This window comes from Achromobacter sp. 413638 (assembly GCF_043119405.1).
In the GTDB taxonomy this organism is placed as follows: Bacteria; Pseudomonadota; Gammaproteobacteria; order Burkholderiales; family Burkholderiaceae_B; genus Achromobacter.
Window position 1 is genome coordinate 1 of sequence record NZ_JBICCO010000122.1, and the last position, 16591, is coordinate 16591.

A 16591-nucleotide genomic window follows, 5' to 3' on the forward strand; every position below is an offset into this window, starting at 1 on the left:
TCCCCGGCCGCCCGCCGCGCCCATGGCGCGCATGCCCGATGCGCCGATGCCGCAGGGACTGGCGTTGCCGCCGGGGACCTTGCCCGCCGACACGGCCGCCGGCCTGCAGAATGCGATCAGCGCCTTGCGCGGCGCGCTGGAAAGCCGCATGGACGGCCTGCTCTGGGGCGGCCGCCAGGGGCCCGGCCGCGAGCCGGCCGGCGCGGCGCTGTTCCGTAGTCTGTTGGACGCGGGTTTCAGCACCAAGCTGGTCCGCACGCTGGTCGAGCGCATGCCCGAGGGGCTGGACGCCGACGCCGCGCTGGCCTGGGCGCGCAACGAACTGGTCACGCACCTGCCGGTGCTGGGCTCGGAGGATACGTTCCTGAGCGGAGGCGTGTATGCGCTGGTCGGTCCCACCGGCGTGGGCAAGACCACCACCCTGGCGAAGCTGGCCGCGCGCTGCGTCGCGCGCGAGGGCCGCGACCAGGTCGCCATGCTGACGACGGACAATTTCCGGATCGGCGCGCTGGAGCAGTTGCAGATCTACGGCCGCCTCATGGGCGTGCCCACGCATTCGGTGCGCGACGCCGGCGAGCTGCGTCGCCTGCTGGCCGAGCTGGGCAGCCGCAAGATCGTGCTGATCGACACCACCGGCATCAGCCAGCGCGATCGCCATGTGGCCGAGCAGGCCGCGATGCTGTGCGACGCCGGCAAGACGGTGCGCCGCCTGCTGGTGCTCAACGCCGCCAGCCAGGGCGACACGCTGGACGAGGTGGCGCACGCCTACCGCAATGGCGTGGGCGAGGACGTGGCCGGCTGCATCATCACCAAGCTGGACGAAGCCTCGCGCCTGGGCGCGGCGCTGGACACGGCCATCCGCCACCGTCTGCCGATCCATTACATGTCGGTCGGCCAGAAGGTGCCCGAGCACCTGGAGCTGGCGCGCCCCGACGCGTTGATCGATCGCGCCTTCGCCATGGTGGAGCGCGCTCGCGCGCTCTACACCCCGAGCGAGGCGGACCTGGCGTCGCTGTGGTCCTCGGCCAAGGAAACGCCGGCCGTCGACCCGGCGCGGCGTCGGCAGTTGCTGGCCTCGGCCATCCTGCGGCCGCAGGGCGGGGCCGCGGCGGTGGAGGCGGCGCAGAATCTGGACGACACGCTGAACTGGCTGGACAGCGATCTGGCCTGCGCCCGGGCGCGCGCGTCCTGGCGCGAGTATGTCAGCGACGGCGCGGGTTCCAGCCTGTCGGCCCTGGCCGACGAGCCGCTGGCGATGGCGCGGCGCGAATTCTCCGCCGTCTGCGGGCGGCATCTGCTGGTGATGCACGGCAAGGTCGGCATGAAGGGCGACAACCTGCCGGGAGGCACGCTGCTGGGTTCCATGCTGATGAGCGATCGGGGCGCCGCGCTGGCTGCGCCGGCGCAGCAGCTGGCGCTGGCCCACGGCATGCTGTCCTCGTTCGCGCCGGGCGCGGCCGCGCAGCCGGATCCGGCCGCGGCGCTGGAGGCGCGCGTGCGCTGGCTGGGCGGGCAGCTGGGCCAGGTGCCGCTGGTGCACATGCTGGAGGCGGGCACCTCGGCGCTCTGGTCGGCGCTCACGGAACAGGGCGTGTCCTGGGTGGCTCGCAGTCCGGGCGGCCTGCGCGTGATCCAGGACGAGTGTCCGACCAATCTGAATGCCGTGGGCAAGAGTGTGGGCTATCTGCCGGTCGGGCAGCCCGGCGACATGCCGGGCCTGCGTCCGGTGGCCGGCGGCCGCGCGGCGCCGCTGGCGCTCTGGGCCTCGGGCACCGAGATCGGGTTGCCGGGCCGGGCCGGCGAATCTGCGATGCGACTGGTGTGCGCGCGCTTGATCGATACGGTCAGCGGCGAGGTGGCGGCGCAGTTCTTCGGCCTGACCAATCTGCCGGCTTCGCAGGCCGATGCCGGCACGGTCGCGCGGTGGCTGGTGCTGCAGGACGAGGCCAAGGCCGGTTTCCGCTACATGGCCAATGCCTGGCAGGCCTTGCCGGCCGTCGATGGCGCCCATGCGCTGGCGCGCCAGGCCTTGATGGCCGGCCAATTGGCCGCCGCCTGCTGGCAGTTGGCGCATTCGCCGGCGGCGGAGGTGGTCAGGGGGCCCTTGTCGGGCGTGGCGGGCGTGGATCGCGTCAAGCTGACCGGCCGCATGCTGCCGGTGGCGCTCCTGAAGATGTACGCGATGCTGGAGATGGCCGACGGCGGCTGAGGCGCGCCGTTGGCAATGAGGCAGGGAAAAAGGAAGGGGTGCGTCGCTCCCGGCGTTCAGCCGGCGACGATGGGCTTGCGGCCCGGGGCGCTGCGCGTGCCGCGGCCCTGGGCGTCGTAGGTCGAGGTGCTGGCCGGCCCGCCGCCCAGTCCGCGCAGCGCGTCCAGCGACTGCTGGGTATAGCGCAGGTGCACGTCGATCAGGGCGCCATTGCGCAGATTGATTTCATTGGCGGACTCCGACTTGCTCAGCAGGGCCTGCCATACGCCCGCCAGTTGCGGGTGCTGCGCGGCGGCCTGCTCGGTGCCGGCATGGCCTGCGGGCAGGCCGATCTCGGCCAGCAAGGCATCGCGCTTCTGGCTCAATTCCACCAGTTTGTGGGCGATGCCGCTCTTGCGCTCGGTGATGTCATGCAGCGCGTCGATGTCTCCAGGACCCACCAGCACCTCGGTTTCAGCCTCCAGGATGGCGGCGAACTCGGTGATCAATGCGTCTTCCTGCTTCATGCAGGCTTGCAGGGATTCGACGGTGCTCATGATGTCAGGATGGCGGACGTGAAGAGAGAGGCTATTTCAGCAGGTCGCGGGCGCTGGCGATCAGGCTGTCGGCGATGCGGCCTGTGTCGATCTTCAGCTGTCCCGACGCGATGGCGGCGCGAATGGCGGCCACGCGTTCGACGTTGATGTCATTCGATCCTTCCTGCAGCGCGAGCAGCTTGCGCGACGCCGAGCTGAGCGCGACTTGCGAGCTGCTGGCGCTGCCGCCGGCAACGGCGCCGTAGGCCTGCGCGGCCGCGGATTCGGGGCGGGCGCCGACGGCGTCGGCCGAAATGGGCCGGTTGGTGGTCGAGTTGATTTTCAAGATGATCTCCGCAGGGCGTCCCGGGTCGATTCGCGACGGTTCCGCCTACTCATGCCTCTGTAACGACAGGGCCGGAAGGAACTTTAGGGTAGCCGGCCCGCCGGCGCAACGCGATATGTAACATTCCCTGCAATCCTTGCCTACAAGTGCATTTCAACCAGCCCGGCATTGCGGACCACGCCGCTGACCACCTGCCCGCTGGGCATCCGCACCTGCACGGTGGCGCCCGGCGCGGCGTTGTCCAGCGCCTGGCCCTCGCTGCTGACCATGAAACCCTTGCCGACGGCGTTGATCCGGACGTTGCTGCCGCGCACCACGGACTGGGCGTTGCGCAGGGCGGCGCCCTTGATCGGCTGGCCGGCGGTGATCCGATAGGCCGCCGTCATGCCGGCCACCGTGTCCGGGTCGGTGATCGCGCCCGGGGGCAGGGCGACCAGGTCGCCGTCGCGCGGCGCCAGGTCGGCCGGGGTCAATGCCTGGCCGGCCGCGATGGTGCGCGAGGCGACGTAGTATTGGCCCGGCACGCTGACGCTGGCCTGGACATAGGCGGTCCAGGCTTTGGGCGCGGTGCAGCGGATGCCCACGGTCATCCGGGAGCGCGGCTTCATGCCGGACGGCAAAAACGGGGACATGACATCGCAAGGCGTCAGGCGCTCGTTGCGGGGCGGGTCGATGGTGATGGACGGCTGGCCGGGCAGGGCCGAGAGCTGCTCCCGCAGATACGACAGCGCGGTTGCCGCGATCGCCTCGGGCGCCTGGAAGGCCGCTTCCTGTGCCTGGACCACGGCCACGGACCCCGGCAGCAGCAGGCCGAGGGTGAGCGCATGGGCGGCGAGGCGGGAGCGAGTCGTCATGGGCACATTGTAGAGGCGGGCCTCGCCGGGCAATACGTGAATTGCGTGAGAAATGGCGGGTTATTTGGCTGATTGTGGCGGCCAGCCCGACCCTATGATGCCGTCATTCAATGGGATAAAGGCCCGTGCCTCGTCCCTGGCTGTTTTCAGATCCGTACCGCCACGCACTCCACAAGGCACTCCGATGCTAGACAGGCTCAACGAGGATTTCCGCTTCTTCCAGCAATCGCTGTCGCTACGCGCGCAGCGACAGGAAGTGCTGTCCTCCAACATCGCCAACGCCGATACGCCGAACTACAAGGCGCGCGACTTCGACTTCCGCACGGCGATGCAGACCGCCATGGAAGGCAGCAAGCGCCTGGCCGACACCTCGCTGACGCTGACCTCGGCCCGCCACATCCCGGCCAAGGCTGTCTCGCAGGGCCCGACCGACCTGCTGTACCGGCTGCCGTACCAGCCCAGCATGGACGGCAACACCGTGGAAATGGACGTGGAGCGCGTGCAGTTCGCCGACAACACCTTGCACTACCAAAGCAGCATGCAGATCCTGTCCAGCCGCATCAAGGGCATGATGGCCGCCATTCAAGACTAGGGGTGAAGCCCACCCCCGAAGCGCTTCGCGCTTCCCCCTCCAGGGGGCACCACGGCGGACCGGCAAAGCCGGCACCGCGTGGCCTGGATGGAGCGAGACCTGTGATGTATGTCGCGGGTATGTTGGTCTACTGATTTATTAAGGGAGCATTGGGCAATGTCCTTGCTGAGCATTTTCAACATCGCCGGTTCGGCGCTCAACGCGCAGTCGCAGCGCATGAACGTGGCCGCCAGCAATATGGCCAACGCCGACAGCGTCGTCGGTCCCGACGGCCAGCCGTACCGCGCCCGCCAGGTCGTGTTTCAGGTCGATCCGGCGCCGAACCAGGCGCTGGGGCAGGAAATCGGCGGCGTGCGCGTGGCTGGCGTGGTCCAGGACCCGTCGCCGCTCAAGATGGTCTACGACCCCAAGCATCCGATGGCCAATCCGCAGGGCTACGTCAGCATGCCCAACGTGGATCCGGTGGCCGAGACGGTGAACATGATCGCGGCGTCGCGTTCCTATCAGGCCAACGTGGAGGTGCTCAACACCGCCAAGAGCCTGATGCAGAAAACGCTGACCATCGGCCAATCCTGATCCCCCATTTCCGCGCGCCGCGCCGCCCGCGCGGGATAACCAGAGAACGAGTTCATGACCGTAATCGACCAATCCACCAGCAAGACCGGGCTGGGCCTGGCGCAGACCGGCGCCAGTGGCCTGAACACCGCCAAGGGCCTGCAGGATCAGTTCCTCAAGCTGCTGATCACGCAGATGAAGAACCAGGATCCGCTGAACCCGATGCAGAACGCCGAACTGACGTCCCAGCTGGCGCAGATCTCGACGGTCGAAGGCATCACCAACCTGAAGAACACGCTGCTGTCGATCGGCGGCCAGATCGACGTGTCGCAATCGATGAGCGCCGTGGCCATGATCGGCAAGGGCGTGCTGGTGCCCGGCTCCAAGGTCAAGGTCGGGGTGGACGCGCAGAACCCCGAGGGCCGCGTGGTCACGCCTTACGGCATCGACCTGCAGAAGGACGCCGCCAAGGTTCAGGTCCGCATCTCGGACGCCAACGGCGCCGTGATCCGCACCATGGAACTGGGCGAGAAGAAGGTCGGCGTGTACACGCTGGACTGGGACGGCAAGAACGACGCGGGCGTGGCGATGGAAGCGGGCGCCTACACGGTGTCGGTCACCGCCTCGGACGCCGAGGGCAAGAAGGTCGCCGCCGAAATGCTGAGCTACGGCAAGGTCAAGAGCGTGGCTTACTCGACCAACGGCCTGCGACTGGACCTGGGCCTGGACGGCCAGACCAGCATGCTGGATGTGCGCAAGGTGATCGGCGCCTGAGCGCCGTAATCGTACCCCTCTATATATGTAGACATAGGCGCCGGCGCGGACGCGGCGGTTTCGGACTACTAGGAATCAGCGAGAGAAAACATGGGCTTCGGACAAGGATTGAGCGGCTTGAACGCCGCTGCGCAGAACCTGGACGTGATCGGCAACAACATCGCCAACTCGGGCACCGTCGGCTTCAAGTCCGGCTCGGCCACGTTCGCGGACGTCTACGCCAGCTCGCGCGTGGGCCTGGGCACGAAGGTGTCCGGCATCACGCAGCGTTTCACCGTGGGCACGATCAACGGCGGCGGGGGCGAATATGACATCGCCATCGACGGCCCCAAGGGCATGTTCCGCGTCACCGATTCCGGCGGCGGGGTGATGTACACCCGCAACGGCGAATTCCAGGTCGACAAGAATAACTTCATCGTCAACGCCCAGGGCTATCGCCTGACCGGCTACCCGGCCAACGCGATCGGCGCCAACCCGGTGGAGCTGCAACTGCCCACCGCGAACGTGGCGCCCAAGGCCACCAGCACCGCCACCAGCGTGGCCAACCTGGACGCCAATGCCAAGGTGATTTATCAGACCACCACTGTAGTCTCTCCTCCCGTGAACGGCACAGTGACCTTGACGGCGGCGACCCCGCCCGGAGTTACGGGCAACTATACTTTTACACGTGATGCCACAGGCAAGGTCCTGTGGAACGCTCCCCCTCCGCCTGATGGTACCTACGGTACCGGGACGAACGTGATCACTATCGCGGGTGCAGGTACCCCGGCGTCGGTCACGACGGGCGATCTTACGCGGGAACCGGGATACAAGGACTACACGGCCGCCGTGACCGAGATCGGCAAGCCCTTCGATCCCAAGCTCACCAACAGCTACACCAACGCTTCGCCCATGACGGTCTATGACTCGCTGGGCAACTCGCACCAGGTGATGCAGTACTTCGTCAAGCGCCCCGCCGACGCCGCGGGCAACAGCGTCTACGAGGTCTACTATTCGATCGACGGCCAGGCCATGGCGCCGACCACGCAAGCCGGCGGCGTCTGGGGCAACCCGACGCAGTTCACCTTCAACAAGGCCGGCATGATGACCAGCGCCACCACGGTGAACCTGACCTTCGCCAATCCGGGCGGCGCCACCACGCCGGCCAACCCGCTGAACATCGCCATCAATTACACCGGCACCACGCAGTACGGCAGCCCGTATGCGTTCAAGGGCACCCCGGACGGCTATACCTCGGGCGAGTTCCGCGGCATCAGCATCAACCCGGACGGCAGCTTGATGGCCGGCTACACCAATGGCCAGAACGCCAACGTCGGCACCATCGTGCTGGCCGACTTCGCCAATCTGCAGGGCCTTCAGCCGGTGGGCAACAACGCCTGGAAGGAAACCGGCGCGTCCGGCCAGCCGATTCTGGGTCAGCCGGGCAACAACGGCCTGTCCAAGGTGGTGGGCCAGGCGACCGAGGCCTCCAACGTGGACATGAGCAAGGAACTGGTCAACATGATCATCGCGCAGCGCACCTATCAGGCGAACTCGCAGACGATCAAGACCCAGAACGAAATCATGCAGGTCTTGATGAATATTAAGTAATCCCCCCCCGAAGCGCCTGCGGCGCTTCCCCCCCCCAGGGGGGCGCCGACGGCGGACCGGCGGAGCCGGATCCGCGCGGCCCCGATTGAGGGGCACCGGTTGCCGGTGGAGGGTGGAGTTCTTGATTTGGTGATTGAGTTAATTGGTCGTGTTTGCGGCTACGGAATAGACGAATGGATCGGATTATTTACACCGCCATGAACGGCGCGGCGCGGATCACGGAGCATCAGTCCGTGCTCGCCAACAACATGGCCAACGTGAACACGACGGGCTTTCGCGAGCAGATCGCGATGTACCGCTCGGTGCCGGTGACGGACGGCGTGAGCCTGCCGACGCGCGTCTCGACCGTGGCCTCCACGCCGCGCAACAACTTCGAGATGGGCAATATGCAGACCACGGGCCGCGAGATGGACGTGGCGCTGGCCAGCTCCAACGGCTGGTTCGCGGTGCAGACGCCCCAGGGCGAGGCCTACACGCGCGGCGGCAGCCTGCAGGTGGGCATCAACGGCCAGCTGCAGACCTCGTTGGGCCAGCCCATCGTGTCCGATCAGGGCGGCGTGATCGACGTGCCCGACCAGGCCGCGCTGACCATCTCCCCGGACGGCACCATCACCGCCATCGGCGCGGGCGACGCGCCGAACAATATCCTGAACCTGGGCCGGATCAAGATGACCAGCCTGCCCGAGGCGCAGCTGGTGCACGGCGACGACGGCGTGTTCCGTCTGGCGCCGGTGAACGGCCAGCCTGCGCCGCCGTCGCAGGTGGATCCGTCCCTGCGGCTGCTGTCCGGCGTGCTGGAAGGCAGCAACACCAATCCGATGACCGCCATGGTCGGCATGATCGAGAACGCCCGCCGCTTCGAGCAGCAGATGCAGGTGCTCCAGCACGCTGACCGCAACGCCGAACGCGCGAACGGCATCCTGTCCGCCGGCGCCTGAACCGAATAACCCATTGCACGAGCGGCCCCGGGGCCGCCGACCCAGGAGTACCAAATCATGATGCGTTCGCTGTGGATCGCCAAGACCGGCCTGGAAGGGCAGCAGACCTCCATGGACGTCATTTCCAACAACCTGGCCAACGTCGCGACCAACGGTTTCAAGCGCGGCCGCGCCGTGTTCCAGGACCTGATGTACCAGACGCTGCGCCAGCCCGGCGCCCAGGTGGGCGACGCCGCCCAGCTGCCCTCTGGCCTGCAACTGGGCACCGGCGCGCGCGTGGCCGCGACCGAGCGCATCCACACCACCGGCGGCCTGAACAACACCGGCGGCGAGCTGGACATCGCCATCAACGGTCGAGGCTTCCTGCAAGTGGAGCTGCCGGACGGCACCCAGGCCTACACCCGCGACGGCGCGCTGCAGCGCAACCAGAACGGCCAGCTGACCACGGTCAGCGGCTATGTGATCCAGCCGCCGATGAACGTGCCGGACAACGCACTGTCGATCTCCATCGGCAACGACGGCATCGTCACCGTGACCCAGCCCGGCGCGGCCGGCATCAACGTGCAGATCGGCCAGCTGCAGATCGCCACCTTCATCAACCCGACCGGCCTGCAGAGCGTCGGCGAAAACCTGTACCTGGAAACCGACGCCTCCGGCCCGGCCAACCTGCTGCAGCCGGGCGTGGACGGCGCCGGCTCGATCCTGCACAAGTACGTGGAAACCTCCAACGTCAACGTGGCCGAAGAGCTGGTGAACATGATCACCACCCAGCGCGCCTATGAAATGAACAGCAAGGCCGTCAAGACGTCCGATGAAATGCTGGCCCGCCTGACCCAACTGTGATGTCGATGTCTGTACTGCGCCTGGTTTCGAGTGCGGCCCTGGCTTTGCTGGTGGCCGGTTGCGCCATGATTCCGCCGGAGCCGGTGGTGACGGGGCCGACCACGGCCGCGCCGCCGCCGCCGCCCTCGACGCCGGCGCAGCCCACGGGCTCGATCTACCAGCCCACCGCCTACGGCAACTATCCGCTGTTCGAGGATCGCCGTCCGCGCAACGTGGGCGACATCGTGACGATCGTGCTCAACGAACGCACCAACGCGTCCAAGAACGTCGCCACCAACACCAACCGCAGCGGCTCGGCCAATCTGGGCATCGCGGCGGCGCCGTCCTTCATGGACAGCTGGGCCAACGCCAACCTGAACACCGACGCCAAGGGCGGCAACGTGTCGCAGGGCAAGGGCGACAGCACGGCCAACAACGCCTTCACCGGCACCATCACCACCACGGTGGTGGGCGTGATGTCCAACGGCAACCTGCAAGTCGCCGGCGAAAAGCAGATCGCGATCAACCGTGGCAGCGAGTATGTCCGTTTCTCGGGCGTGGTCGATCCGCGCTCGATCACCGGCACCAACACGGTATCGTCCACGCAGGTGGCCGATGCCCGCATCGAGTACCGCAGCAAGGGCGTCATGGACGAGGTCCAGACCATGGGCTGGCTGCAGCGCTTCTTCCTGATTGCCTCGCCTTTCTGATGAGACAAAGCCCACCCCCGAAGCGCTGCGCGCTTCCCCCTCAAGGGGGCGCCGCCGCGGACCCGCAAAGCGGGCTCCGCGCGGCCCCGCTCGTGACGGCCCCGGCGTGTCGTGGCCGCATTTCCGGTGGCATGCAGGGCTATGGATTATTGACATGAAATACTCGAATCCTTTTTTCCGCCTGCTTGCCCGTGCCTGCCTCGCGGCCAGCCTGCTGGCCGGCGCCGGCGCGGCGCAGGCCGAACGGCTCAAGGATCTGGCGTCGATCCAGGGCGTGCGCGGCAACCAGCTGATCGGCTACGGCCTGGTGGTCGGCCTGGATGGCAGCGGCGACCAGGTGCGCCAGACGCCGTTCACCCAGCAGAGCCTGACCAACATGCTGTCGCAGCTGGGCATCACCGTGCCCGCCGGCAGCAACATGCAGTTGAAGAACGTGGCGGCGGTGATGGTCACTGCCACGCTGCCGGCCTTCGCACGGCCCGGTCAGACGATGGACGTGGTGGTGTCCTCCATGGGCAACGCCAAGAGCCTGCGCGGCGGCACGCTGCTGATGACCCCGCTCAAGGGCGCGGACAGCCAGGTCTACGCCATCGCCCAGGGCAACATCCTGGTCGGCGGCGCGGGCGCCTCGGCCGGTGGTTCCAGCGTGCAGATCAACCAGCTCAACGGCGGCCGCATCAGCGGCGGCGCCATCATCGAGCGCGGCGTGCCAACCACGTTCGCGCGTGACGGCTATATCTACCTGGAAATGAACAACACCGACTTCGGCACCGCGCAGAACGTCGTGACGGCGCTGAACCGCAAGTTCGGCCAGGGCACGGCGACCGCGCTGGACGGCCGGGTGGTGCAGGTGCGCACGCCCATGGAGCAGTCGGCCCAGGCCCGCTTCCTGTCCCAGATCGAGGACGTGCAGGTGGCGCGCGCGCCCACCGTGGCCAAGGTCATCATCAACGCCCGCACCGGCTCGGTGGTCATGAACCGCACCGTGATGATCGAGGAAGCGGCAGTGGCCCACGGCAACCTGTCGGTCATCATCAACCGCCAGAATCAGGTGTCACAACCCGACACGCCCTTCACTCAAGGGCAGACCGTGGTGGTGCCGAACACGCAGATCGAGGTGCGCCAGGAAAACGGCTCGCTGCAGCGCGTTAACACCAGCGCCAACCTGGCCGACGTGGTCAAGGGCCTGAACGCGCTGGGCGCCACGCCGCAGGACCTGCTGGCCATCCTGCAGGCCATGAAGTCCGCCGGCGCGCTGCGCGCCGAACTCGAGATTATTTAATGGAAAAGCCCACCCCCGAAGCGCTGCGCGCTTCCCCCTCGAAGGGGGCGCCGCAGCGGACCGGCAAGGCCGGATCCGCGCGGCCCCGTGGGCACAATGGATAACTGACGTCATGACCTATACCAATGGCGCGGCGGGACGGGCGGGGCGACAGGAATCGGTCTTCGACCTGGGCCGCCTGTCGGACCTGAAGCGCGACGTCAAGCACGATCCCGACGGCACCGCGCAGCAGAAGCAGGTCGCCAAGCAGTTCGAGGCGCTGTTCCTGCAGATGATGCTCAAGCGCATGCGCGAGGCCACGCCCAAGGAAGGGCTGTTCGATTCACAGCAGTCGCAGATGATGCAATCCATGGCCGACGAGCAGCTGGCGCTGCATCTGGCCACGCCGGGCATCGGCCTGTCGCAGGCCATCCTGGGGCAGATGAAACAAGGCAAGCCGGGCGAGTTGTCGGCCGACGCCGTCAAGCGCATCGGCCAGGGCTCGGATCTGGACTACGCCACGGGCGGCTCGCGCCAGGTGTCGGCGCTGCTGGGCGTGTTGCGCAACAACCGCGCCAGCGACCGCGCCATGGCGGCGGCCGAGGGCGCGCCGGAGCATGTGGTCAGCTTCGTGTCGCGCATGTCGCACGCGGCCAACCTGGCGGCGCAGCAATCGGGCGTGCCGGCCCGCGTGATCCTGGGCCAGGCGGCGCTGGAATCGGGCTGGGGCCAGCGCGAGATCAAGCATCCGGATGGTCGCACCAGCCACAACCTGTTTGGCATCAAGGCCGGCGCCGGCTGGAAGGGGCAGGTGGTGCACGTGCTCACGACCGAATACGAAGACGGCGTGGCGAAAAAGGTGACGCAACCTTTCCGCGCTTACTCGTCTTATGAGGAATCGTTCGCCGACTACGCGCGTCTGATCGGCAACAGTCCGCGCTATGAGACGGTGGCGCAGGCGCGCAACGAAGTCGAGGCGGCGCGCCGCAACCAGAACTCGGGCTACGCGACCGATCCGCAGTACGCGCAGAAGCTGATTGGCATCATGAATCAGCTGCGGGGCGCGCCGCGCGGCGCATCTACGCAAAAACCCGAAGGGCTCTAAATTTTGACGAATTCTCGCCGTTAAGCAGGTATCCACACCTTCAGCAGCGGTTACAAACGGGGCGATGTCAGCATGAATCTGTATAAATTGGCGTTGGGCGGTCTGAACGCTGCGCAGGCGGGCATCGCCACGACCAGCCACAATATCAACAACTCCACCACGGTCGGCTACAACCGCCAGCGCGTCATGACCTCGACCGCCGGCGCCCAGGCCACCAGCAACGGCTTCATCGGGCGCGGCGTCCAGGTGGACACCGTCGTGCGCAGCTACGACAGCTTCCTGTACAAGCAACTGGTCGGCGCGCAGGGCAGCGGCGCCCAGTTGCAGACGCAGTTCGATCAGATTTCGCAGGTCAACAACCTGTTCGCGGATCGCACCGTCGGCATCGCGCCGGCGCTTTCGGGCTTCTTCACCGGCGTGAACACGGCCGCCAATGCGCCCGCCGACCCGGCCGCGCGCTCGGACATGCTGGGCAAGTCCAACAGCCTGGCGACCCAGATCCGTTCGGCCTACCAGGAAATGCAGAACCAGCGCCTGGGCCTGAACACCCAGGTTGGCACCGTGGTCGAACAGACCAACAGCTACCTGGCCCGCATCAATGACCTGAACGAGCAGATTTCGGCTGCCCGCGCCAAGGCCGGCGGCCAGCCGCCCAACGACCTGATGGACCAGCGCGACCAGGCCGTTTCCGAATTGAACCAATTGGTGGGCATCACCACCTATGAGCAGGGCGACAAGCTCAATATCTCGCTGGCTTCCGGCGGCCAGGCGCTGCTGTCGGGCCAGACTATCTACCCGCTGCAGGCCGTGCCCTCGTCCAAGGACATCAGCCGCACGGTGGTGGCTTATACGCTGCCGGCCGGTGCCGGCGGCAAGACCGTCACGGTCGAGCTGGGCGACACCGAAGTCACCGGCGGCAAGCTCGGTGGCCTGCTGCAGTTCCGCGCCAACTCGCTGGACGTGACGCAGAGCCAGCTTGGCCAGATGGCCGTGGGCCTGGCGCTGTCGTTCAATGCGCAGCACAAGCTGGGCCTGGACCAGAACGGCAACCCCGGTGGCGACTACTTCAGCATCGGCCAGCCCCAAGGCGTGCCGAATGCGCAGAACAAGAGCAACGCCCAGATTTCGGGCACCTTCGGCACGGTGGGCAACATCAATGCCAAGGACTACGACATTACCTTCGACGGCACCAACTACATGGTGACGCGCATGCCCGAGGGCACGCAGGTCTACAACGGCCCGGCCACCGGCACGCCGCCGACCGCCACGCTGGACCTGGACGCCGAGGCGGGCGTGCGCCTGACGATCTCCGCGCCGCCGCAGGCCGGCGACAAGTGGTCGCTGTCGCCGACACGCGACGCGGCGCGCGACCTCAATGTCGTGATCACCGATCCCAACAAGATCGCCCTGGCCGACGCCACGGGAGGCAACGCCAATGGCAAGAACGGCCTGAAGCTGGCGCAGCTGCAGACCGCCAAGGTCCTGGGTGGCAACACCACCAGCATCAACGAAATGTTCTCGCAGGTGGTCAACACCGTTGGTGTGCAGACGCAGCAGATCAAGTCGGCCGCCACCGCGCAGGCCAACCTGATCACGCAGAAAAAGGCCGCGCAGCAGAACGTCTCGGGCGTGAACCTGAACGAGGAGTACGTCAGCCTGTCGCAGTACCAGGAACAGTATCAGGCCAGCGCTCGCATCATCAACGTGGCCAGCACCATGTTCGATACGCTGCTGGGCCTGCGGGGCTGAGCGAGGCCGATGCCCGCCACACGATAAGCAATAGATAAAGATATTCGGAGCTTCACCATGCGCCTGAGCACCTCCATGATGTACGCGAACGGCCTGAAGGGCGTTCTCTCTCAGGAAACGGACATGAACCGCCTGGTCGAGCAGATCGGCAGCGGTCGCAAGTTCCTGACCCCGGCGGACGATCCTCTGGCGGCCGCGTTGTCGATCAACGTGGCGCAGACGCAGAGCATGAACGCCACTTACCAGCTCAACCGCAACACGGCCAAGACCAACCTGGGTCAGGAGAACAACGTTCTGGATTCGGTCACCACGGCGCTGGAGTCGGTGCGCACCCGCGTGGTGCAGGCCGGCAACGGCACCATGTCCGACAGCGACCGCCAGGCCTTGTCCACCGCGCTCAAGAGCGCTCGCGAGGCGTTGCTCGGGCTGGCCAATAGTACAGACGGCAACGGTCAGTACATGTTCTCGGGTTATCAGGGCAGTGCGGCGCCCTACGTACAGAACGCGGCCGGCCAGGTCGTGTACAGCGGCGCCACGGGCGAACGCACCATCCAGGTTGACCAATCGCGCCAGATGTCCACCAGCGACCTGGGCAAGGATATCTTCAGCCGGGCGAACCCCGGCGCGCAGGGTTACGTCAGCTCGGCCTCACCCGGCAATACCGGCACGGCCCAGTTCGGCACGGCGTCCATCACGCCGGGTGGCGCCAACGTAGGCAAGAACTTCAGCGTGGCATTCGAAGCGGATCCGACGACGGGCGCTATTGGCTATCGCGTCACGACGACCGATCCGTCCGGTGCCACACCGCCTGTCATCAATCCGGCGCCGCCGGCGTCCCCCACCGCTTATACGGATGGCGCGGCGATCGATTTCGGCGGCGTGTCCGTCGTCATCAAGGGCAAGCCGCAGAACGGCGACATCATCAATGTCGAGAACATCCAGTCGGCCAACGTCGATGTGTTCAACACATTGGACAACCTGATCAAGACGCTGGATTCACCGATCGCCGGCGACGAGAAGGCCTTGGCCAAGCTGGCCAATGACCTGGCCACCGCCAACAAGAAGCTGTCCACCAACTACGACAACGTGCTGACGGTGGCGGCCTCGGTTGGCGCGCGCATGAATGAGCTGGAGGCGCTGGACGCTACCGGTTCGCAGAAGGGTCTTTCCTATACCAAGTCCCTGTCCGACCTGGAAAACCTGGACTACTACTCGGGCGCCAGCCAGCTGGCCTTCCGCCAGGTCGCGCTGCAGGCCGCGTCGGCGGCATTCATGACGATCCAGGGATCGAGTCTGTTCAGCCGCAAGTAATGCGCAGTACCCGTCGGGTCCAGGTGCCCGGCGGCCCGAAGGGCCCAGACGGACGCTGCCGGCGCCACGCCGGGGCGTCCGTGTCTGCGTGCGGCGGGAGAAATCGCAGTTTCACGTTGCCTAACGTTCGGAAGTTCCATGCTTGTCAATTTGAAAGTCCGCACATGTATCGTCCTGGTGCTCGTGTTGTTCACCGGCGCCATGTTCATCTCCAACGGCGTGGCCTGGCTGGGGTTGAATTCCAGCAACGAAAAGCTGGAGCAGATCAACAAGGCCTATGGCGACCAGGCCTCGCAGCTGAGCCGCGCCTATAGTGTTTTCCTGCGCGCGCGGCTGGTGCTGAGCACATCGCTGATGGACATGCAGCAGGGCAAGACCGAGCAGGCTGGCGCTCAGGCCAAGCGTTCGGAAGGACTGATGCAGGACGGCTACAAGATGCTGGACACTTTCCGCAAGGTGCCGCGCCTGGCGGGTTCGGAAGCGCAGGCCGCGGCGCTGGAGAGCGCCTTCAAGGAATTCGACGGCGTGATCAAGCGCCAGGCCGCCGCGCTGACCAGCATGGCGATCCAGGATTATCTGGACCTGAACGATACGGCCAGCGCCGCCAACAGCAAGTTCCGCGAAGCGATCGACGGCTATCTGGCGTTCGTCGACGCGCATACCGACGCGCTGGCCGCGCGCGCCGAGAGCGACCACAACACCGCCCGCATGGTCACCATCGCCATGCTGGCGATCGCGGTGATCCTGGCGCTGGGTTGCTGGGTGTTCATCAACCGCACGGTGCTGCGTCCGCTGCATGAGGCGGGCGGCCATTTCGACAAGATCGCCGGCGGCGATTTCACCGGCCGTGTCGAGGTGCGCAGCACCAATGAGATTGGCGCGCTGTTCGCCGCGATCAAGCGCATGCAGGAGAGCCTGACGCGCACGGTGTCGGCGGTGCGGCGCGGCGTGGACGAGATCAACGTGGGTTCGCGCGAGATCTCGGCGGGCAACACGGATCTGTCCAGCCGCACCGAGCAGCAGGCGGCCTCTCTGGAAGAGACGGCGGCCTCGATGGAGCAGCTGGCCTCGACCGTCAAGCAGAACGCGGACAACGCGCGTCAGGCGAACCAACTGGCGGCCAGCGCGTCGGACGTGGCCGAACGCGGCGGTTCGGCGGTGTCGGAAGTGGTGACGACGATGCAGGCGATCTCGGCCAGCTCGCGCAAGATTTCCGAGATCGTGTCGGTGATCGACGGTATTGCGTTCCAGACCAACATC

Annotated in this window: 16 protein-coding genes; 13 read left to right on the top strand and 3 right to left on the bottom strand. The window is 66.6% G+C overall.

Going from position 1 to position 16591, the window contains the following annotated elements; genetic code table 11:
* Positions 1-2209, top strand: a 2209-nt coding sequence (gene flhF / locus ACEU5R_RS30150; RefSeq protein ID WP_392413474.1) for a flagellar biosynthesis protein FlhF, incomplete at its 5' end; no start/stop codon positions are given.
* Between the two features lie 56 nt (positions 2210-2265).
* Here the strand turns inward: flhF and ACEU5R_RS30155 are convergent.
* From ACEU5R_RS30155 to flgA, 3 genes are all read right to left on the bottom strand, one after another.
* Positions 2266-2745 carry a flagella synthesis protein FlgN gene (locus ACEU5R_RS30155; protein ID WP_392413476.1) on the bottom strand — a complete coding sequence of 160 codons (480 nt, stop codon included), beginning with the start codon at positions 2743-2745 and terminating at the stop codon, positions 2266-2268.
* Between the two features lie 31 nt (positions 2746-2776).
* Complete coding sequence (flgM, locus tag ACEU5R_RS30160) at positions 2777-3070, bottom strand: flagellar biosynthesis anti-sigma factor FlgM (RefSeq protein WP_392413478.1); 294 nt, start codon at positions 3068-3070, stop codon at positions 2777-2779.
* A 140-nt stretch (positions 3071-3210) separates the two neighbouring features.
* Entirely contained in the window at positions 3211-3924 is a 714-nt protein-coding gene (flgA, locus tag ACEU5R_RS30165; protein ID WP_392413479.1) for a flagellar basal body P-ring formation chaperone FlgA, read from the bottom strand.
* Positions 3925-4108: 184 nt separating this feature from the next.
* Here flgA and flgB point away from each other — a divergent pair, with 184 nt between their 5' ends.
* The 12 genes from flgB to ACEU5R_RS30225 all read left to right on the top strand — a co-directional run.
* Positions 4109-4516 (top strand): flagellar basal body rod protein FlgB, encoded by a 408-nt coding sequence (gene flgB / locus ACEU5R_RS30170; protein ID WP_103274020.1) that lies wholly within the window; start codon positions 4109-4111, stop codon positions 4514-4516.
* 156 nt (positions 4517-4672) lie between these two features.
* Positions 4673-5092, top strand: a complete 420-nt coding sequence (gene flgC / locus ACEU5R_RS30175) for a flagellar basal body rod protein FlgC (RefSeq protein ID WP_103274021.1) — start codon at positions 4673-4675, stop codon at positions 5090-5092.
* Between the two features lie 54 nt (positions 5093-5146).
* Positions 5147-5845: a flagellar hook capping FlgD N-terminal domain-containing protein gene (locus ACEU5R_RS30180; RefSeq protein WP_103274022.1), complete on the top strand. Its 699-nt coding sequence runs from the start codon at positions 5147-5149 to the stop codon at positions 5843-5845.
* Between the two features lie 90 nt (positions 5846-5935).
* Positions 5936-7435, top strand: coding sequence for a flagellar hook-basal body complex protein (locus tag ACEU5R_RS30185; protein ID WP_103274023.1), 1500 nt, complete (start codon positions 5936-5938; stop codon positions 7433-7435).
* 173 nt (positions 7436-7608) lie between these two features.
* Positions 7609-8373 carry a flagellar basal body rod protein FlgF gene (locus ACEU5R_RS30190; RefSeq protein ID WP_212317853.1) on the top strand — a complete coding sequence of 255 codons (765 nt, stop codon included), beginning with the start codon at positions 7609-7611 and terminating at the stop codon, positions 8371-8373.
* 57 nt (positions 8374-8430) lie between these two features.
* The gene (gene flgG, locus ACEU5R_RS30195) at positions 8431-9216 is read left to right on the top strand and encodes a flagellar basal-body rod protein FlgG (RefSeq protein ID WP_103274025.1); all 786 of its coding nucleotides are present in this window, start codon (positions 8431-8433) and stop codon (positions 9214-9216) included.
* A complete protein-coding gene (locus tag ACEU5R_RS30200) occupies positions 9216-9905 on the top strand; it encodes a flagellar basal body L-ring protein FlgH (RefSeq protein ID WP_103274026.1) in 690 nt (229 codons plus the stop codon). Before flgG ends, ACEU5R_RS30200 begins: the two co-directional genes overlap by 1 nt.
* A 154-nt stretch (positions 9906-10059) precedes the next feature.
* Entirely contained in the window at positions 10060-11187 is a 1128-nt protein-coding gene (locus tag ACEU5R_RS30205) for a flagellar basal body P-ring protein FlgI (protein WP_392413482.1), read from the top strand.
* A 112-nt stretch (positions 11188-11299) separates the two neighbouring features.
* Positions 11300-12271: a flagellar assembly peptidoglycan hydrolase FlgJ gene (flgJ, locus tag ACEU5R_RS30210; protein WP_392413484.1), complete on the top strand. Its 972-nt coding sequence runs from the start codon at positions 11300-11302 to the stop codon at positions 12269-12271.
* A 72-nt stretch (positions 12272-12343) separates the two neighbouring features.
* Positions 12344-14020 carry a flagellar hook-associated protein FlgK gene (gene flgK, locus ACEU5R_RS30215; RefSeq protein WP_103274029.1) on the top strand — a complete coding sequence of 559 codons (1677 nt, stop codon included), beginning with the start codon at positions 12344-12346 and terminating at the stop codon, positions 14018-14020.
* Positions 14021-14077: 57 nt separating this feature from the next.
* The gene (flgL, locus tag ACEU5R_RS30220; RefSeq protein ID WP_103274030.1) at positions 14078-15331 is read left to right on the top strand and encodes a flagellar hook-associated protein FlgL; all 1254 of its coding nucleotides are present in this window, start codon (positions 14078-14080) and stop codon (positions 15329-15331) included.
* A 138-nt stretch (positions 15332-15469) separates the two neighbouring features.
* Positions 15470-16591: Tar ligand binding domain-containing protein (locus ACEU5R_RS30225; RefSeq protein ID WP_392413486.1), on the top strand; the 1122-nt coding region annotated here is incomplete at its 3' end.

Coding starts and splice junctions, on each gene's coding strand:
- ACEU5R_RS30200 (WP_103274026.1), top strand. CDS start 9,216: ATGTCGATGTCTGTACTGCGCCTGGTTTCGAGTGCGGCCCTGGCTTTG.
- flgG (WP_103274025.1), top strand. CDS start 8,431: ATGATGCGTTCGCTGTGGATCGCCAAGACCGGCCTGGAAGGGCAGCAG.
- flgC (WP_103274021.1), top strand. CDS start 4,673: ATGTCCTTGCTGAGCATTTTCAACATCGCCGGTTCGGCGCTCAACGCG.
- ACEU5R_RS30190 (WP_212317853.1), top strand. CDS start 7,609: ATGGATCGGATTATTTACACCGCCATGAACGGCGCGGCGCGGATCACG.
- flgJ (WP_392413484.1), top strand. CDS start 11,300: ATGACCTATACCAATGGCGCGGCGGGACGGGCGGGGCGACAGGAATCG.
- flgA (WP_392413479.1), bottom strand. CDS start 3,924: ATGACGACTCGCTCCCGCCTCGCCGCCCATGCGCTCACCCTCGGCCTG.
- flgB (WP_103274020.1), top strand. CDS start 4,109: ATGCTAGACAGGCTCAACGAGGATTTCCGCTTCTTCCAGCAATCGCTG.
- ACEU5R_RS30180 (WP_103274022.1), top strand. CDS start 5,147: ATGACCGTAATCGACCAATCCACCAGCAAGACCGGGCTGGGCCTGGCG.
- ACEU5R_RS30185 (WP_103274023.1), top strand. CDS start 5,936: ATGGGCTTCGGACAAGGATTGAGCGGCTTGAACGCCGCTGCGCAGAAC.
- flgL (WP_103274030.1), top strand. CDS start 14,078: ATGCGCCTGAGCACCTCCATGATGTACGCGAACGGCCTGAAGGGCGTT.
- flgK (WP_103274029.1), top strand. CDS start 12,344: ATGAATCTGTATAAATTGGCGTTGGGCGGTCTGAACGCTGCGCAGGCG.
- ACEU5R_RS30155 (WP_392413476.1), bottom strand. CDS start 2,745: ATGAGCACCGTCGAATCCCTGCAAGCCTGCATGAAGCAGGAAGACGCA.
- ACEU5R_RS30205 (WP_392413482.1), top strand. CDS start 10,060: ATGAAATACTCGAATCCTTTTTTCCGCCTGCTTGCCCGTGCCTGCCTC.